Below are 16,895 nucleotides of genomic sequence, written 5' to 3' on the forward strand. Positions count from 1 at the left end.
TTCCTATCGTGTCAGACGCGGGTGGGCGTTCCGTCCACCCGCCGGCCGCCGGATGCCGGAGCATGGACGACCAGGCCGTCAGGCCGCTTCGGCCGCCCGCAGGTCCTTCCTCAGGATCTTCCCCGAGCTCGACTTGGGGATGGCATCCGTGAACTGCACGCGCCGCACCTTCTTGTACGGTGCGACGTGCTCCGCGACGAAGTCCATGACTCCCGCCTCATCGAGCTCCGAGCCGGCCTGGAGCACGACGAACGCCTTCGGGACCTCCTGGCCCTCGTCATCCGGAACCCCGATGACCGCGGCATCCGCGATCGACGGATGCGTCAGCAGGAGCGCTTCCAGCTCGGCGGGCGCGATCTGGTAGCCCTTGTACTTGATGAGCTCCTTGAGCCGGTCGACGATCGTCACCACCCCGTCCGCATTCACCGTGGCGATGTCGCCCGTGCGCAGGTAGCCGTCGTCGGTCATGACCTCTCGCGTCGCAGCGTCGTTGCCGAGGTAGCCGAGCATGACATTCGGTCCGCGGCACAGCAGCTCGCCGGGGATGCTCACCCCTTCGGACGGCACCTCGATGTCGTCGCCTGTCGCAGGGTCGATCAGCCGGCACTGGATGTTCGGGAGGGTCATCCCGACCGAACTGAGTTCGAGGTCCGGCCGATCGTCCGGGATGGCGTGGCTGACCGGGCTCAACTCCGTCATGCCGTAACCCTGGATCATCCGCACGCCGAGCCGATCGGCGACAGCCTGCGCGAGGCGTCCGTCCAGGGGCGCTGCACCGCTCAGGATCGTGTGGACGCTCGACAGGTCGTACTGGTCGACGAGGGGATGCTTCGCGAGGGCGACCGCGACCGGAGGGGCGATGAACACGTAACTGCACTTCTCGTCCTGCATGATGCGCAAGAACTCCACGAAATCGAACTTCGGCATCGTCACGAGGGTGGCGCGCTGCCGGACGGCGAGGTTCAGGAGCACCGTCATCCCGTAGATGTGGAAGAACGGGAGGAAGGCGAGAACCCGGTCTCCCTCGCCGACGACGATGATAGGCCTCGACTGCTCGACGTTCGCGACGAGGTTCCGATGGCTGAGCATGACTCCCTTGGGCAGCCCGGTGGTCCCCGAAGAGTATGGGAGCACGGCGAGGTGGGTCGCCGGGTCGAACGACACGGTCGGCGGCGTCGCGCCCTCGGACAGGAGGTCGCGCAGTGAGGTGTGCCCCTCGGCGCCATCTATGACGATGAGGTGATCGTCGACGATGCCCACACTCGCGGCGGCGGCCTTCGCGCCGGCGAGCAGGGGCGACACCGTGATGAACCAGGTCGCCTTCGAATCCGTCAGCTGCTTCTGGATGTCCTCTTCCGTCGCGAGCGAATTGATGGTGGTGACGATCGCGCCCGCCCGGAGGATTCCGTGGAACACCGACGCGAAGGCGGGCGTATTGGGGCACAGCAGTGCGACGACCGTGTCGGTGCCGATGCCCCGCGCGGCGAGCGCACCGGCGACTCCGTCGATCTGCGCGATGAGCGCCCGATAGGTGGTCTGAGCTCCCGTCGGCCCGTCGATGAGCGCGATGGTGTCCAGCTCGTGGTCGGCGAGACCGGTGAACAGGTAGTCGTAGATGCTGACGTTCGGGATGTCGACGTCGGGGTAGGGGCTTCCGAACACGCTCTATCTCCTTCGATAGTTGAGTGTTTCGGACTTTACCCCTGCGTGATCGTTCAGGCGAGAGAAAGTGCTGCGAGAGCGCTCGCGAAGAATGCGAGGCCGTCGGTGCCGTTGCGCATGGCAGCATCCGTGTCAGGGCCGAAACCCTCCTCGGTGGCGTGCTCCGGATGCGGCATGAGCCCGACGACGTTGCCTCGCGTGTTCGTGATCCCGGCGATGTCGTTGATCGAACCGTTCGGGTTCACCTCGAGATAGCGGAAGACGACTCGGCCCTCTCCCTCGAGGCGTGCGATCGTCTCCGCATCCGCGATATAGCCGCCTTCGCCGTTCTTGAGGGGGATCGTGATCTCCGCCCCGGATTCGAAGCGGTTGGTCCACGCGGTGTCGGTGTTCTCGACGCGCAGGCGCTGGTCGCGGCAGACGAAGGAGCCGTGGTCGTTGCGGATGAGTCCGCCGGGGAGCAGGTGGGCCTCGACGAGCATCTGGAACCCGTTGCAGATTCCGAGGATCGGCATCCCGCGCTCTGCGGCGTCGACGACCTCGCTCATGATCGGAGACAGGCTCGCGATGGCCCCGCACCGGAGGTAGTCGCCGTAGCTGAACCCGCCGGGCAGCACGATCGCGTCGACATCGTGCAGGTCGTGGTCGCCGTGCCACAAGGCGACGGCTTCCGCCCCCGCGTGCCGGATCGCGCGCTGCGCGTCGCGATCGTCGAGTGAGCCGGGGAAGGTGATGACACCGATGCGGGTCATTCGCCGGCGACCCGCACGCTCACGACGTCCTCGATCACGGAGTTCGAGAGGAGCGATTCTGCGAGCTCGCGGGCCGCAGCGACGGCCGCGTCATCCGCTTCTCCGTCGACCGTGAGCTCGAACCGCTTGCCGATTCTCACCGCCGAGAACGTCGAATCGCCGAGCCGGTCGAGAGCGCCGGCGACGGCCTTTCCGGCCGGGTCGAGCAACTCTGCTTTCGGCATGACGTCGACGATGATGGTGGGCACGGGCGACTCCTGGGAACGCGAGGCGGGTGGTACCACCGAGTCTAGCCGCAGCGGGTTTTTGCGATAACGCACGGTAGGCGTAGATTCACGAGGCGATGAACAAAACCTACCGACCGTGGCCTGCCCTGTGGGCGCTCGTCCTCGGCTTCTTCATGATCCTGATCGATACCACGATCGTGTCTGTTGCGAACCCGAAGATCATGGAGGGATTGCACACCGACATCAACGCGGTCATCTGGGTCACGAGCGCGTACCTGCTCGCCTACGCCGTGCCGCTCCTCATCACGGGACGGCTCGGCGACCGATTCGGACCGAAGAACCTGTATCTCACCGGCCTCGTCGTCTTCACTCTCGCCTCTGCATGGTGCGGTCTCTCCGGGGACATCGACCAGCTCATCACCGCCCGCGTGTTCCAGGGGCTCGGAGCATCCATGATGACCCCGCAGACGATGGCGATCATCACGCGGATCTTCCCGCCGGACAAGCGCGGCCAGGCGATGGGCCTGTGGGGGGCCACCTCCGGGGTCGCGATGCTCGTCGGCCCCGTCCTGGGAGGCGTCCTGGTCGATTCGCTCGGGTGGGAGTGGATCTTCTTCGTCAACGTCCCCGTCGGGGTCGTGGCCTTCATGCTGGCCTGGCGTCTCGTGCCACGTCTCGAGACGCATCCGCACCGCTTCGACATCCTCGGCGTCGTTCTGAGTGCGGTCGGGATGTTCCTGCTCGTCTTCGGCCTGCAGGAGGGCGAGACCTACGACTGGGGGACGATCACCGGGCCGTTCTCGGTGTGGGGGCTCATCGTCGCCGGTGTCGTCGTGCTGGGGATCTTTGTGGTGTGGCAGAGATTCAACAAGAGGGGCGAGCCGCTGCTGCCGCTTGCGCTCTTCCGCGACCGCAACTTCGCCCTCTCGAACGGTGCCATCAGCGCGGTCGGCTTCACCGTCACGAGCATGTCGCTCCCGCTCGTGTTCTACTTCCAGCTCGTGCTCGGATTCACACCGACCGAGTCCGCGCTCATGCTCGTGCCGATGGCCGTCATCACCGCGGGGCTCGCACAGCCCATCGGCAGGCTCGTGGATCGGGTGAACCCCCGCTACATCGCCGTCACGGGTGCCGTGCTGCTCGCGATCTCTCTCGCCTGGTACTCGGTCCTCATGGTGCCGGATATGGCGTTCGGCTGGCTTCTGCTGCCGAGCGCCGTCATGGGCGTGGCGAATGCGTGCGTGTGGTCTCCGATCTCGACGACCGCGACGCGAAACCTTCCCCAGAGCCAGGCGGGAGCCGGCGCCGGCGTGTACAACACGACGAGGCAGGTCGGCTCTGTGCTCGGAAGCGCGGCGATCGCAGCGCTCATCCAGGTGCGTTTGACCGCGGAGCTGCCGGGTGGGGCATCCGGTGACCAGAAGTTCTCCGGTGTTCTCCCGGAGTTCCTCCACACCGGGTTCAGCAACGCCATGGCGCAGTCGCTGCTGCTGCCCGCGGGCATCTCACTCGTGTGCGCCGTGATCGTGTTGTTCTTCGCGAAGCCGAAGCAGACGGTCGCGTGGACCGACCACAGCGGCGGCTCGCGTGCGGTCGTGGCGCCGGGCGACGAGCCGGCGGAGGCTCCGATCGGCTGAGAATGCAGGCCCCGGCCCTCGTTCGGAATCGTCTATGTGAGATGCCGCGCGAGCAGCTCGTCCGGAATCTCCCGCATCGCGAAGTCGACCCACTGCCGGTAGCCCTCCGCGCTCGGATGGAAGTTGTCGCTCGCCCAGAACTCCGGCGTGTAGGGGTCGGGCTTCGGGATGGAGAAGACGCCCGGCCTGCCCGCGACCGCACGTCGTGCACCGTCGTCGAGGCTCGCAGCGTGGAGTGCGAGGTTCCACCTGACCGGATTGCGCAGGCTCGCGAACCGATCGAAACGAGGCATGAGCGAGACGAGGATGAGCGCGCCAGGGCTGGATGCCCGCATCCGGTCGACGATCTCGGCGACATCGCGGGAGAATGCCCGGCGTGACCGCAGCCCGAGCGCGTCATTGGCTCCGATCGTCAGGAACACGAGGTCGTACTCTCGACGTTCGGCTCCGTCGAGGTAGTCGGTGATGATGTCGCGCGCTGTCGCTCCGTTACGGCCGAGGCACTCCCACGCCGTACCGCGGTCGAAGCGGCTCCGGATGGCACGGGCGAGGTTGCCGGGGAGCGCATCGGCCTGGGTGTCGGCGCCGACCCCCGATGCCGTCGAATCGCCGAGCACGAGCAGCCGTAGCGGTCGCGGACCGCCGAGCTCGCCCGACCACGGGGTGGCGGCATCCGGCAGCCGGGGAATCGTGCGCCGAAGGTCGCGCGCCTGCGCGATGAGGACGGGGGCGAGGGGGATCGCGACCACCCGGCTGAGGCGTTTCACTCCAGAAGGCTAGTGCGAAGCGAAGAGTGTCGGTGCAGCGTCGGCCCCGGCCGGTGAGATTCCGGCCGGTGAGACGCCGGTTCTGCGCGGTGTGAGGTGGATGCCGGCGATCATGCAGCGCACGGAGCCTCCGGAGAGTTCGATCGTCGGCACGTCGACGGTCACGATCCGGCAACTGCGCTCGATGACGGCGCGCTGGTCGGGCCGGAGGCTGTCTGCTCCCCGGCGCGACATCGCGAGGATCCGGCCGTTCGTGCCGCTGAGCTCCATGGCGTTCCCGGCGAAGTCGCAGATCTGGTCGAAGTCCAGATCGACGACCTCCCGACCGCCCGCGCTCAACCGCTCGACGATCTCGGCGCGGCGCGCATCCGGTTGCATCATCGAGACGCCCGCGAGGACGAAGTCGGTGGCGATGCACATCAGGACGTTGGTGTGGTAGATCGGCGTGCCGCTGGGATCGGCCGCGTCGAAGACCATGGGTTCGTAGCCGAAGTTGGTGCAGAAGCGCTCGAGGGCGATCGGGTCTGCCCGGTTCGAGCGAGCCACGTAGGCGACGCGCTCGTCGTTGTCGAGCACCATCGCACCCGTGCCCTCGAGGTAGAGACCGTCGACCTCGAGCCCCGAGTAGTCGATGATGTCCTGCACGCGGTACTCGGCCTTGAGCAGGTCCAGGATGTCCTGGCGGCGCTCCAGCCGGCGGTTCGGCGCGAACATCGGATACACGGCGACGTGTCCGCCGATGTGGGTCGAGATCCAGTTGTTCGGGAAGACGCTGTCCGGGCGGTCCGTACGCTCGTCCTCGAACAGGTGCACGCGCACGCCCGCGGCCTGGAGTGCTTCGGCGAGCGCCGTCGTCTCGCGGTATGCGGATGTCGCGCGCGCGGCGGAGTGGTTCGGCTCCGCCGTCTGGAACACGTTGTCGGCGGCGGTGACCGGGTTCACGTCGAAGTGGTGCGGACGCACCAGGACGACTGCGGAGGGGGCCTGCGCGGTCACTCTCAGCCGCCTACCGGCGCGAACGCGCCCACGAATCCGAACAGGTCCTTCGGGTCGTCGGGGTTCGCGACGAGGTCGATGTCCTCGTAGAAGTCGGTCGCATCCACCGAGTCGCGCACGTACCGCAGCGCCGTGAAGTCCTCGATCGCGAAGCCAACAGAGTCGAAGAGCGTGACCTGGCCCGCGGACGTGCGGCCGGGGGCCTCCCCTGTGAGAACCTGCCAGAACTCGGTCACCGGGAAGTCCGCCGGATGGTTCTGGATCTCCCCCTCGATGCGAGTCTGCGGCGGGAATTCGACGAAGACCGTCGCTTCGTCGAGGATGGCGGGTTCGAGCTCGGTCTTTCCGGGGCAGTCGCCCCCGATCGCGTTGAGGTGCATCCCCGGTTCGATCATGTCGTGCGTGAGCACCGTCGCATTCGTCTTGTCCGCGGTGCAGGTCGTCACGACATCCGCCCCGGAGACGGCGTCCCCGGCCGAGGTCGCGACAGTGATCTCGAAGCCGAGCGGCGTGAGATTGCGAACGAACTTGGCCATGGCCTCCGGATCGGTGTCCCAGATGCGCAGGGAGTTGATCCCGAGCTCCGACCGGATGGCGCAGGACTGGAACTCGGACTGGCTTCCCGTGCCGATGAGCGCCATGGTCGTGCTGTCCGGGCGCGCGAGCGCCTTCGCCACCATCGCGGATGTCGCCGCGGTGCGCAGCGCCGTGAGCACGGTCATCTCCGAGATGAAGGTGGGGTATCCGTTGTGCACGTCGGCGAGGACGCCGAACGCCGTCACGGTCTGGAAGCCGCGCGCCGGGTTCGACGGATGTCCGTTGACGTACTTGAAGCCATAGGTCTCCATGTCGCTCGTCGGCATGAGCTCGATGACGCCGTACGGCGTGTGGCTCGCCACGCGCGGCGACTTGTCGAACGCCGGCCAGCGGCGGAAGTCCTCCTCGAGGTAGCCGACCAGGCCGGACATGATGGCGGTCGGGCCGTGGTGGCCGATCCAGCGCACCATATTGTGAACATCGACGAATCGGGTCATCCTGTGCTCCTCACAACTGCCCCTGTGCACCGTGAAGGCTGCACAGCTCTGTCTTCACGGTATGACCGGTCGATATGCAACGACAAGAGAGACTGTGTACACAATCTGACCAGTTGACAGTCATACTGCGCAGTACCATTGGTCACTATGGCTAATCCTGGTCTCGACGACACCGACCGTCGCCTGTTATCCGCCCTTCGCGAGGACGGGCGGATGCCGGTGGCGGAGCTCGCGCGCACGCTGGGAGTGGCGCGCGCGACCGCCACCGCGAGGATCGACCGGCTCATCGCATCCGGCACCATCATCGGTTTCACCGTGCGCGTGCGCGACGAGCTCGACCCGCTCGCGGTGCGCGCCATGACGCTCATCGAGGTGGAGGGCAGGACGACGGACAACGTCATCCGCCAGCTGCGCGGCTTTCCGGAGATCCGTTCGCTGCACACGACGAATGGCGGGTGGGATCTCGTTGCGGAGCTGGGCGCCGAGTCGCTCGCTCACTTCGACCGCGTGCTCGGCCGCATCCGTTCGATCGAGGGCGTCGTCAACACAGAGACGAGCCTTCTGCTCAGCTCAGTGCTGCGCTGAGGGGGCGGGATCGCCCGCTGTCGTCAGGCCGCCGCGTGCACCCGCACGAGGTTCGCCCACGGGTCGTCGAAGCGCAATTCGTTGCCGTCGTCGATGACCTGGACGTGCGCGGCGGCGAGGCGTTCGCGGAGGGATCCGAGATCATCCGCCGTCGGGATCTCGATCGACACCTGGCCGAGTCCGAGCGCCGGGGTGCGGGTGCCCGCTCCTGAGCTGTGCCACGTGTTCATCCCGACGTGGTGGTGGTAGCCGCCCGCGCTCACGAAGAGCGCCTGGCTGCCGTACTCGAACGTGGGCTCGAAGCCGAGCGTGTCGACGTAGAACTTCTTCGCCGTCGGGATGTCGCCGACCTTGAGGTGGACGTGCCCGATTCCCGCATCACCGTCGCCGGGTTTCGTGGCGCCGGCCTCGGTCAGGTTCTCCTGCAGGAACAGGTTCGGGTCGAGGTAGACGGTGCCCATGCGCACGGAACTGCCGTTCCACTCCCAGTACTTGCGCTCCGTGTCCCAGTAGAGTTCGACGCCGTTGCCCTCTGGATCGTCGAAGTAGAACGCGTTGCTCACGAAGTGGTCCGAACTGCCGGTGAAGCTCGACGGATGCTTCTGGGCGACCGAGTAGACGGCCGCGGCGAGGTCGGCCTTCTCGGCGAAGAGGAAGGCCGTGTGGTACAGACCGGCTTCGTGCTCGCCGGCGTGCCTGAGCTCCGGCGCGACCTGCAGGATGAGGGAGGGGCGGCCGGGGCGCCCGAGGATCGCGCTGTCGACATCCTGCCCGAGGAGGTCGAGTCCGACCCCGTCGCGGTAGAACGCGATCATGCGGTCGAGATCGGCGACTTTGAGAGTGACGGTGCCCATGGTGGTGTCCGCCGCGAGGATGTCTTGCGTGTTCTGGTTCATGATGCCTCCTAGTTCACCACAACTTACTTGAACATTCAAGTATTCCCTCGCGTGCGTTCAGGCGGTGAGACGCTCGATGAGCTCGCGATAGCGGGCCGCGGTGAGCTCGACGATGTCATCCGGCAACCTGGGCGGCGCGCCATCCCCGTTCCAGTGGGCGGAGAGCCAGTTCCGAACGACCTGCTTGTCGAAGCTGTCCTTGCGATCTCCGCGCGCCCATGCGGCCGCGTCCCAGTACCGGCTGCTGTCGCTCGTGAGCACCTCGTCGGCGAGGGTGATCGTGTCGGCGGTTCCGCTGTTCCCCGGCGCAGCATCCGCACCGAACTCGAACTTGGTGTCGGCGAGGATGAGCCCGCGCTCCTCGGCGATCGCTGCGGCGCGCGTGTAGATGTCCACGCTCATGGCGCGCAGAGCCTCGGCCGCCTCCCGTCCGACGAGCTCGACCGCGCGCTCGAACGTGATGTTCTCGTCGTGTTCGCCCATCGGCGCCTTGAAGGCGGGCGTGAAGATCGGATGCGGAAGCCGGTCGCCGAAGGCCAGGCCGGCCGGGAGGCCGATCCCGCACACACTGCCCGACGCCTGGTACTCGGTCCACCCGCTGCCGGCCAGATAGCCGCGCACGACGCACTCGATCGGGAACATCTCGAGCGTGCGCACGAGCATCGCGCGGCCGGCCACGGCATCCGGAATGAGTCCTGCTGCGCCGCCGGCCGTGGCGGGGTCGCTGACGAGATGATTCGGGGTGCCCTCGAGTCGGTCGAACCACCACAGGCTGAGTCGCGTGAGCAGTTCGCCCTTGCCGGGGATGCCGGGCTCGAGCACGTGGTCGAACGCGCTCACCCGGTCGCTTGCGACCATGAGCACCTCGCCCGGCCGCTCCTTCGACCGATACAGGTCGCGGACCTTGCCGGAGTATGCGAGCGCCCAGCCGGCCGACGCCAGGTCGTCCGTCCACCCGTCGCTCGTCACAGGGCGACGCTCGCCGCGATGTCGGTGCGGTAGTGGGAGCCGTCGAGGGTGATGACCCTGAGCGCTTCGTAGACCCGCGACCGGGCCTGGGCGAAAGTGTCCGCGGTCGCCACGACACTCAGTACCCGTCCGCCGGTGGCAAGAAGCCGGGCTCCGTCGCGGGCTGTCGCCGCGTGGAGGATGCGCACGCCGGGTACGTCGGCGGCCGCCTCGAGGCCGGAGAGCTCGCGCCCCGCCTGCGGGGCATCCGGGTAGCCCTCGCTCGCCAGGACCACGGAGACGGAAACCTCACGGGAGAATTCGGGAGGGGCGACCGTGCCGAGTGCTCCCGTCGCCGCGGCGTAGAGCAGCCCGCTCAGCGGCGTCGTGAGCCGAGGCAGGACCACCTGCGTCTCCGGGTCTCCGAAGCGCACGTTGAACTCGATGACCTGCAGCCCCTTCGTCGTGACGATGAGGCCGCAGTAGAGCAGCCCGCTGAACGGCGTCCCCTCGGCGGCGAGCTGCCTGATGACCGGCAGCGCGATCGTGTCGACGACCTCCTGTTCGAACCCGGCCGGCAACCACGGCAGGGGAGAATACGCGCCCATCCCACCCGTGTTGGGACCGAGGTCTCCGTCGAGTGCCCGCTTGTAGTCCTGCGCCGGAGTCAGCGGCACGACCGACGAGCCGTCCGAGAGAACGAAGAGCGAGACCTCCTGGCCGTCGAGGAACTCTTCGACGAGCACGGGACCGAGCTGGAGGAAGTGTTCGGCGTGGGCGAGCGCCGCGTCGCGTTCGGCGGTGACGAGCACGCCCTTGCCCGCCGCGAGTCCGTCCGCCTTCACGACGTAGGGTGCACCGAACTCGTCGAGCGCCGCGGCGACCTCGTCGATGTCGGCAGAGCGCACGGCGCGGCCGGTCGGGACGCCGGCGGCATCCATCACCCGCTTCGCGAACGATTTGCTGCCCTCGAGCTGGGCGGCCGCCCTGCCCGGGCCGAAGACCGCGATGCCCTTCGCCCGCACGGCATCCGCGACACCGGCGACGAGCGGCGCCTCCGGACCGACGACGACGAGCTCGATGCCGTTGTCGCTCGCGAAGTCGGCCACCAACGCCGGGTTCTCCGGGTCGAGGGAGATCGTCGTCACGTCGTCGGCGATGCCGGCGTTCCCGGGGGCGGCGATCACGTCGTGGTCGGCGTCCTCGGCGAGAAGGGCGGTCACGATGGCGTGCTCGCGCGCACCGGAACCGAGCAGGAGGATTCGCACCCCCACAGGCTACCGGCAGCGCTCGCCGCGCGTGTTCAGTTAACGTTGAGCGATGGGCAGGTCGAGGATCGTGGCTGAAGCCGGTGGGGCCGCCGTACTGGCGGTCCTCGAGCGCGGCAGTGGGGATCGCGACGCGACAGCGATGGCTGTGCGGTACCTGCTCCAGCTGCTGGCGGATGCCGCACCGGGCAACACGCTCGAGGTGCGGGTCCCTCCCTTCGGCGCCGTGCAATGCGTCGAGGGACCGAACCATACCCGCGGGACTCCTCCGAACGTGATCGAGATGGACGCGGAGACGTGGGTCGCACTCGCCACCGGCACGCTCGGATGGGCGGCGGCGGTCTCTGCGGATCGGGTGTCGGCATCCGGCTCGCGGGCGAGCCTGGACGGCATGCTTCCTCTCGAATGGAATGCGGGACAATAGACCCATGAGCGACTCACCGCGCGAGGCCGACGAGGAAGAGCGCACGACCGTCACGATCCGCCGTGCGCCGAAGTTCTCCGTCTTCGTCGTCGTCGGCGCGCTCGTCGGCATCATCGCCGCGCTCGTGCTCGCGTCGATCTACCCGGCCGATCCCGCCGTCGGGTTCGGCGCGACGTTCGGCCTCCTCTCCCTCTTCGGGATCGCGTTCGGCGGACTCATCGGAGCGGCAGTGGCGATCCTGTTCGACCGGAGGGCAAGTCGTCGGGCGACGCAGGTCATCGCCGGTAAACTGGCGGTGCGTGTCGACGACGAGCAGTCCGAGACAGAGGACGACGCTCCACAAGACGACGGATAGGGGCTTGGTTTTGGCCGGTGGCGATGGTCGGCTTGGTCACGAACTTCTCCCGGGGGAGAAGGGCCCTCAGGATGCCTGCGGCGTCTTCGGTGTCTGGGCGCCAGGCGAAGAGGTGGCGAAGCTCACCTACTTCGGCCTGTACGCACTGCAGCATCGCGGGCAGGAGTCCGCGGGAATCGCCACGAGCGACGGTTCGAAGATCCTCGTCTACAAGGACATGGGCCTCGTCTCGCAGGTCTTCACAGAGTCCTCGCTCAACACTCTCGTCGGCCACCTCGCGGTCGGCCACACCCGGTACTCCACCACGGGCTCGTCGAGCTGGCAGAACGCCCAACCGACCCTGGGGCGCACGGCAGGCGGAACGGTCGCACTCGGCCACAACGGCAACCTGACGAACACTGCGGAGCTGCTCGCACTCGTGCACGAGCGGCATCCGGAATCCGACGGCGAACTCGCCAGGGGGAACACGACGGACACCGCCGTCATCACCGCACTGTTCGCCGGCGACCTCGACCACACTCTCGAAGCCACTGCGCTCGAGGTGCTTCCGCTGCTGAAGGGCGCGTTCTGCCTCGTGTTCATGGACGAGACGACCCTCTACGCCGCGCGCGATCCCCAGGGAGTTCGCCCGCTCGTGCTCGGACGGCTGGAACGTGGATGGGTGGTCGCGAGCGAGACCGCCGCGCTCGACATCGTGGGCGCATCCTTCGTGCGCGAGGTGGAGCCGGGTGAGCTCATCGCGATCGACGAGAACGGGCTGCGGACGCAACGCTTCGCGCCGGAGAAGCGGGCGGGCTGCGTCTTCGAATACGTCTACCTCGCCCGGCCGGACACGACGATCGCCGGTCGCGGCGTGCACGAGGCGAGGGTCGAGATGGGGCGCCGTCTCGCGCAGGAGCATCCCGTGGAGGCGGATCTCGTGATCCCGACTCCCGAGTCCGGCACGCCGGCGGCGATCGGATACGCGGAACGCTCCGGAATCCCGTACGGCCAGGGACTCGTCAAGAACGCGTACGTGGGGCGGACGTTCATCCAGCCGTCGCAGACGATACGCCAGCGCGGTATCAAGCTCAAGCTCAACCCGCTGCGTGAGGTCATCAAGGGCAAGCGGCTCATCGTCGTCGACGACTCAATCGTCCGAGGGAACACCCAGCGGGCGCTCGTCGCGATGCTGCGCGAAGCGGGGGCCGCTGAAGTGCACGTGCGGATCTCGAGCCCGCCGATCACCTGGCCGTGCTTCTACGGGATCGACTTCGCGTCGCGTGCGGAGCTGCTGGCAACGGGTTTGAGCGTCGACGAGGTGCGCCAGGCGATCGGGGCCGACTCCCTCGGCTACCTGTCCGAGGACGGCATGATCGAGGCGACTGAGCAGCCGAGGTCTGCGCTGTGCACGGCCTGTTTCACGGGCGTGTACCCGATCCCGCTTCCGGATGCGAACCTCATCGGCAAGAACCTGCTCGAGCGGGTGTCGTCAGAGCCGGAGCTCGCCCCCGTCTTCGGCGACCCCGGGCGGCAGGAGTGACGAACGACGCCTACGCGGCGGCGGGCGTCGACACCCGCGCGGGCGACCTCGCGGTCGAGCTCATGAAGTCCGCGGTCGCGAAGACCCACGGTCCCGAGGTGCTCGGTGGCGTCGGAGGATTCGCCGGACTGTTCGACGCCTCGGCGCTCACCGCGTACCGGCATCCGCTTCTCGCCTCGTCGACGGATGGCGTGGGCACGAAGGTCGCGATCGCCCAGGCGCTCGACAAGCACGACACGATCGGGCAGGACCTGGTCGGCATGGTCGTGGACGACATCGTCGTGGTGGGCGCGAAGCCGCTGTTCATGACCGACTACATCGCGTGCGGACGGGTCGTGCCGGAGCGCATCGCGGCGATCGTCGCCGGGATCGCCCGCGCGTGCGCGGAGACCGGCACTGCGCTCGTCGGCGGAGAGACGGCAGAGCATCCGGGGCTCCTCGGCCCAGAAGACTACGACGTGGCCGGCGCCGCCGTCGGCGTCGTCGAAGCGGATGCGGTGCTCGGTCCGGAGCGCGTGCGCGGCGGCGATCTCGTGGTCGCGCTGGCCTCCTCCGGCCTCCACAGCAACGGATTCTCACTGGTGCGGCACATCCTTGCGGAGCGGGGCGTCGGGTTTCGCGACCGCACCGACGAGCTCGGGGTCGTCGGCGAGACGCTGCTCGAGCCGACCCGGCTGTACACGCGGGCGATCCTCGACGCGCTCGCGCAGCATCCGGATGCCGTGCACGCGCTCAGCCACGTGACCGGCGGCGGGATCGCGGCGAACCTCGCCCGCGTGCTCCCCGTCGGCTCGTGGGTCGAACTCGACCGGGCGAGCTGGTCACCTCCCGCGGTGTTCCGCGTGCTGGCGGAGTGGGGCGGGCTCGCGCTCGCGGAGACCGAGGGCACCTGGAACCTCGGCGTCGGCATGATCGCGATCGTGTCCCCGGATGCCGCGGATGCGCTCGCGGCGCAGTGGACGGCAGACGGCATCCCTGCCTGGGTCGTCGGCGAGGTCTCGACCACGCCACGCTCACTCGACGGCTTCGAGCAGGGTGCGAAGGGCGTGTCCGGCGGTGCCGTGCGCCTCGCCGGCTCCTACCGGGACTGACTCCGGCGCGCTACTTGCCGCCCTGTTCGGTGTCCTCGCCGGCGTGGCTGTATTCCGGCCACTTCTCCATGGCCTCGTTCTGCTCGGCATGAGTCAACTCGCGTTCGAGCGCGTCATAGTTGGTGTTGGGACTGAAATACTTCAACTCCCTGGCAACCTTGGTGTGCTTGGCCTTCTGGCGACCACGTCCCACGGGTGACCCCCTTACGATTCCAGCCTGAGTACACACGAAGATGCTCAGAATTCGCCTACAAGGATTCCAAAACTAACTTCCAACTTTAGCATGCAGGAGGTGACCCGCGGCGTCGGGCGGATGGCCGGGTAACGTAAGTGTGTGAGCCCCGCTTCGTCGCATCCTTCTGCCGTCGTCATCGGTGGCGGTCAGGCCGGCCTGTCCGTGGCGTACTACCTCAAACGACTCGGTCTGGAGCCGGGGAGCGACTTCATCGTCCTCGATCGCGGCCCGGGCACGGGCGGCGCCTGGCAGCTGCGATGGGAGGCCCTGCGAGTGGGCTCAGCGCATCGCATCAACGACCTCCCGGGGATGGACGCGCTCGGCTTGAGCTTCGAGGAGGCGGATCGAACCCTGCCCGCGAAGACCGTCGTGGCCGACTTCTACCGCCAGTACGAAGAGTTCTACGAGCTCGACGTGGTGAGACCGGCCGACGTGCAGTCGGTTGCGAATCGTGACCTCGACCTCATCGTGACGTGGGAGGACGGCGCGCGCGGGATGCACGAGGTCGTGACGGATGTCGTGGTGAACGCGACGGGTACCTGGGGTTCCCCCTTCATCCCCTGGTACCCCGGGAGGGATACCTTCGCGGGCCGCCACCTCCACACCGCGGACTACTCCTCCGCCGAAGAGCTGCGGGACAAGAGCGTGATCGTCGTCGGCGGGGGGACATCAGCGATCGGATTCCTCATGGAGCTCGAAGGGGTCGCCGCCGAGCTCACCTGGGTCAGCAGGAGTCCGATCGAATTCCTCGACGAGAGCGAACTCAACCTCGAGGCACGCAGCGCAGCGGTCGCCATGCAGGATGAGGCGGCGCGCTCGGGGCGCGCCCTTCCGAGCATCGTGAGCGGAACGGGAGTTCCCCGCACGCGTCGGATCCAGGCGGCCATCGACCGGGGTCTGCTGCAGGTGAAACCCATGTTCGCGTCGATCGAGCCGGATGGCGTTCGCTGGGCCGATGGTGCATTCCAGAGGGCGGATGCAATTCTCTGGTCCACAGGATTCCGCCCGGAGCTGCGCCATCTCGCCCCGCTCAGACTTCGCGAGAAAGAGGGCGGTGTCACCGTCGGCAACGGCTCGTCATGGAAGGACCCGCGTATATTCTTCGCTGGCTATGGGCCGCAGGCGAGCACCATCGGCGCGAACCGTGCCGGACGCCAGATCGCTCGCCAGGTGATCGCGACCCTGAGCAACCTCTGACCGGAGGGCCGGCCCGGCCGGCCCGATCAGGCCGCGAGGAAGGCGTCGAGGCTCGCGAGAAGCCGGTCGACGTCATCCGCATTGGTGTATGGCGCGAGGCCGACGCGCAGCCCGCCGGCGTCTCCGAGCCCGAGTCGCCGGCTCGCCTCGAGCGCGTAGAAGTTCGAGGACGGCGCATCGACGCCGCGTCCGGCCAGGAATTCATAGGCGTCCACGGTGTCGCGTCCCTCGATCGTGAGCAGCAGGGTGGGAGTGCGGTGTGCTGCGCGCGAGTGCACGCTCACGCCCGGCAGGGACCGGATGCCGTCCTCGAGCCTGGTGAGCAGCGCATCCTCGTACTCCTCGAGTCGGGCGAGCGAGGCGACGAGTTTCTCGCGACGCGTGCCGGCGGGGCCTGAGCCGCTCGAGGCCGGGTAGCCGATCGTGGACAGGTAGTCGACGGCGGCAGCGACACCGGCGAGCAGCTCGTACGGGAGCGTGCCGAACTCGAAGCGCTCCGGCACCGCGTTCGTCGACGGCAGCAGCTTGTCCGGGATCAGGGAATCCAGGAGTGCGGGGGACGCCGCGAGCGCGCCGAGGTGCGGCCCGAGGAACTTGTACGGCGAGCACGCGAAGAGGTCCGCGCCGAGCGCGGCCAGGTCGATGCTCGCGTGCGCGGTGAGGTGAACCCCGTCGAGGTACACGAGGGCGCCGGCGGCGTGCGCGGCCGCCGCGATCGACGCGACGGGCGGCTTCGTTCCGATGAGGTTGGATGCGCCGGTCACGGCGACGAGTCTGGTGCGATCGCTCAGGACCGTGGCGACGTCGTCGAGTTCCGAAGTCTCGGGGTCGAAGTCCAGCCAGCGCACCCTCGCGCCGGTGCGCTCCGCGGCCTGAACCCAGGGGCGGACGTTGGAGTCGTGATCGAGGCGTGTCACGACGACCTCGTCGCCCGCGCCCCACGAGCGGGAGATCCACCGGGAGAAGTCGTAGCACAGCTGCGTCGCACTCCGCCCGAAGACGACGCCGCCCGGGTCGCCGCCGACGAGGTCCGCGATCGCGCCCCGCGCATCCGCAACCGTCTGCTCAGCGCGGGACTCCCCGGCCGTCAGCGTCCCACGGTTCGACAGCGGGCCCCGCAGGGCGCCGGCGATGGCGTCGATCACGGGAGTCGGCGTCTGCGTTCCTCCCGGCCCGTCGAAGTGGGCGGAGCCGTCCGCGAGGGCGGGGAAGTCGGCGCGAACCGAGTCGATGTCGTAGGTCATGCCTCGAATCTAGCCGGATGCGCGGTGCCCGTCGGCCTGCACCTCCCGTCGGACG

Annotated in this window: 18 protein-coding genes; 7 read left to right on the plus strand and 11 right to left on the minus strand. The window is 68.0% G+C overall.

Annotated elements, in window-relative coordinates:
* Positions 1-78: 78 nt before the first annotated feature.
* Genes BKA04_RS07315 through purS form a run of 3 tightly spaced genes read right to left on the minus strand, consistent with a single transcriptional unit; the run spans position 79 to position 2,662 of the window.
* Positions 79-1,662: an AMP-binding protein gene (locus tag BKA04_RS07315; RefSeq protein WP_104095824.1), complete on the minus strand. Its 1,584-nt coding sequence runs from the start codon at positions 1,660-1,662 to the stop codon at positions 79-81.
* A 53-nt stretch (positions 1,663-1,715) separates the two neighbouring features.
* Complete coding sequence (gene purQ / locus BKA04_RS07320) at positions 1,716-2,414, minus strand: phosphoribosylformylglycinamidine synthase subunit PurQ (protein WP_104095825.1); 699 nt, start codon at positions 2,412-2,414, stop codon at positions 1,716-1,718.
* Positions 2,411-2,662 (minus strand): phosphoribosylformylglycinamidine synthase subunit PurS, encoded by a 252-nt coding sequence (purS, locus tag BKA04_RS07325; RefSeq protein WP_104095826.1) that lies wholly within the window; start codon positions 2,660-2,662, stop codon positions 2,411-2,413. The genes purQ and purS overlap by 4 nt, the downstream gene beginning before the upstream one ends.
* Before the next feature lie 95 nt (positions 2,663-2,757).
* Between purS and BKA04_RS07330 the strand changes: the two genes are divergently transcribed.
* Positions 2,758-4,278 (plus strand): DHA2 family efflux MFS transporter permease subunit, encoded by a 1,521-nt coding sequence (locus BKA04_RS07330; RefSeq protein ID WP_104095827.1) that lies wholly within the window; start codon positions 2,758-2,760, stop codon positions 4,276-4,278.
* Positions 4,279-4,310: 32 nt separating this feature from the next.
* On the opposite strand, the gene BKA04_RS07335 is transcribed toward BKA04_RS07330, so the two are convergent.
* Genes BKA04_RS07335 through BKA04_RS07345 form a run of 3 tightly spaced genes read right to left on the minus strand, consistent with a single transcriptional unit; the run spans position 4,311 to position 7,075 of the window.
* Positions 4,311-5,045, minus strand: a complete 735-nt coding sequence (locus tag BKA04_RS07335) for an SGNH/GDSL hydrolase family protein (protein WP_104095828.1) — start codon at positions 5,043-5,045, stop codon at positions 4,311-4,313.
* Positions 5,046-5,054: 9 nt separating this feature from the next.
* Complete coding sequence (gene ctlX, locus BKA04_RS07340; RefSeq protein WP_104095829.1) at positions 5,055-6,041, minus strand: citrulline utilization hydrolase CtlX; 987 nt, start codon at positions 6,039-6,041, stop codon at positions 5,055-5,057.
* 2 nt (positions 6,042-6,043) lie between these two features.
* Entirely contained in the window at positions 6,044-7,075 is a 1,032-nt protein-coding gene (locus BKA04_RS07345; RefSeq protein ID WP_104095830.1) for an ornithine cyclodeaminase, read from the minus strand.
* 147 nt (positions 7,076-7,222) lie between these two features.
* On the opposite strand from BKA04_RS07345, the gene BKA04_RS07350 reads away from it, so the two are divergent.
* Entirely contained in the window at positions 7,223-7,660 is a 438-nt protein-coding gene (locus BKA04_RS07350) for an Lrp/AsnC family transcriptional regulator (RefSeq protein ID WP_104095831.1), read from the plus strand.
* Positions 7,661-7,683: 23 nt separating this feature from the next.
* On the opposite strand, the gene BKA04_RS07355 is transcribed toward BKA04_RS07350, so the two are convergent.
* From BKA04_RS07355 to purD, 3 genes are read right to left on the minus strand one after another with little or no spacing between them, the layout of a single operon-like run.
* Entirely contained in the window at positions 7,684-8,556 is an 873-nt protein-coding gene (locus tag BKA04_RS07355; protein WP_104095832.1) for a VOC family protein, read from the minus strand.
* 57 nt (positions 8,557-8,613) lie between these two features.
* A complete protein-coding gene (locus BKA04_RS07360) occupies positions 8,614-9,525 on the minus strand; it encodes a phosphoribosylaminoimidazolesuccinocarboxamide synthase (protein ID WP_104095833.1) in 912 nt (303 codons plus the stop codon).
* Complete coding sequence (purD, locus tag BKA04_RS07365; protein ID WP_104095834.1) at positions 9,522-10,772, minus strand: phosphoribosylamine--glycine ligase; 1,251 nt, start codon at positions 10,770-10,772, stop codon at positions 9,522-9,524. Before purD ends, BKA04_RS07360 begins: the two co-directional genes overlap by 4 nt.
* A gap of 52 nt (positions 10,773-10,824) precedes the next feature.
* On the opposite strand from purD, the gene BKA04_RS07370 reads away from it, so the two are divergent.
* The 4 genes from BKA04_RS07370 to purM are packed head-to-tail and all read left to right on the plus strand — an operon-like array spanning position 10,825 to position 14,164.
* The gene (locus tag BKA04_RS07370) at positions 10,825-11,196 is read left to right on the plus strand and encodes a sterol carrier family protein (RefSeq protein ID WP_104095835.1); all 372 of its coding nucleotides are present in this window, start codon (positions 10,825-10,827) and stop codon (positions 11,194-11,196) included.
* 4 nt (positions 11,197-11,200) lie between these two features.
* Positions 11,201-11,551, plus strand: coding sequence for a hypothetical protein (locus tag BKA04_RS07375; RefSeq protein WP_104095836.1), 351 nt, complete (start codon positions 11,201-11,203; stop codon positions 11,549-11,551).
* Positions 11,552-11,561: 10 nt separating this feature from the next.
* On the plus strand, positions 11,562-13,073 hold the full coding sequence (gene purF, locus BKA04_RS07380) for an amidophosphoribosyltransferase (protein WP_104095837.1): 1,512 nt from the start codon (positions 11,562-11,564) through the stop codon (positions 13,071-13,073).
* A complete protein-coding gene (purM, locus tag BKA04_RS07385; RefSeq protein WP_104095838.1) occupies positions 13,070-14,164 on the plus strand; it encodes a phosphoribosylformylglycinamidine cyclo-ligase in 1,095 nt (364 codons plus the stop codon). The genes purF and purM overlap by 4 nt, the downstream gene beginning before the upstream one ends.
* A 10-nt stretch (positions 14,165-14,174) precedes the next feature.
* On the opposite strand, the gene BKA04_RS07390 is transcribed toward purM, so the two are convergent.
* Complete coding sequence (locus BKA04_RS07390; RefSeq protein WP_104095839.1) at positions 14,175-14,357, minus strand: DUF3073 domain-containing protein; 183 nt, start codon at positions 14,355-14,357, stop codon at positions 14,175-14,177.
* A 141-nt stretch (positions 14,358-14,498) separates the two neighbouring features.
* On the opposite strand from BKA04_RS07390, the gene BKA04_RS07395 reads away from it, so the two are divergent.
* A complete protein-coding gene (locus BKA04_RS07395) occupies positions 14,499-15,596 on the plus strand; it encodes an NAD(P)-binding domain-containing protein (protein WP_104095840.1) in 1,098 nt (365 codons plus the stop codon).
* A 26-nt stretch (positions 15,597-15,622) separates the two neighbouring features.
* Here BKA04_RS07395 and BKA04_RS07400 read toward each other — a convergent pair whose 3' ends face one another.
* On the minus strand, positions 15,623-16,840 hold the full coding sequence (locus BKA04_RS07400) for a cysteine desulfurase-like protein (RefSeq protein WP_104095841.1): 1,218 nt from the start codon (positions 16,838-16,840) through the stop codon (positions 15,623-15,625).
* Positions 16,841-16,895: the final 55 nt, after the last annotated feature.

Origin of the sequence: Terrimesophilobacter mesophilus (genome assembly GCF_014200375.1) — a bacterium.
Taxonomy (GTDB): Bacteria; Actinomycetota; Actinomycetes; order Actinomycetales; family Microbacteriaceae; genus Terrimesophilobacter; species Terrimesophilobacter mesophilus.

Excerpts from the sequence above, each read along its gene's own strand:
- BKA04_RS07345 (WP_104095830.1), bottom strand. The coding sequence starts at position 7,075 with ATGACCCGATTCGTCGATGTTCACAATATGGTGCGCTGGATCGGCCAC.
- BKA04_RS07370 (WP_104095835.1), top strand. The coding sequence starts at position 10,825 with ATGGGCAGGTCGAGGATCGTGGCTGAAGCCGGTGGGGCCGCCGTACTG.
- BKA04_RS07355 (WP_104095832.1), bottom strand. The coding sequence starts at position 8,556 with ATGAACCAGAACACGCAAGACATCCTCGCGGCGGACACCACCATGGGC.
- purQ (WP_104095825.1), bottom strand. The coding sequence starts at position 2,414 with ATGACCCGCATCGGTGTCATCACCTTCCCCGGCTCACTCGACGATCGC.
- BKA04_RS07330 (WP_104095827.1), top strand. The coding sequence starts at position 2,758 with ATGAACAAAACCTACCGACCGTGGCCTGCCCTGTGGGCGCTCGTCCTC.
- BKA04_RS07350 (WP_104095831.1), top strand. The coding sequence starts at position 7,223 with ATGGCTAATCCTGGTCTCGACGACACCGACCGTCGCCTGTTATCCGCC.
- BKA04_RS07400 (WP_104095841.1), bottom strand. The coding sequence starts at position 16,840 with ATGACCTACGACATCGACTCGGTTCGCGCCGACTTCCCCGCCCTCGCG.
- BKA04_RS07375 (WP_104095836.1), top strand. The coding sequence starts at position 11,201 with ATGAGCGACTCACCGCGCGAGGCCGACGAGGAAGAGCGCACGACCGTC.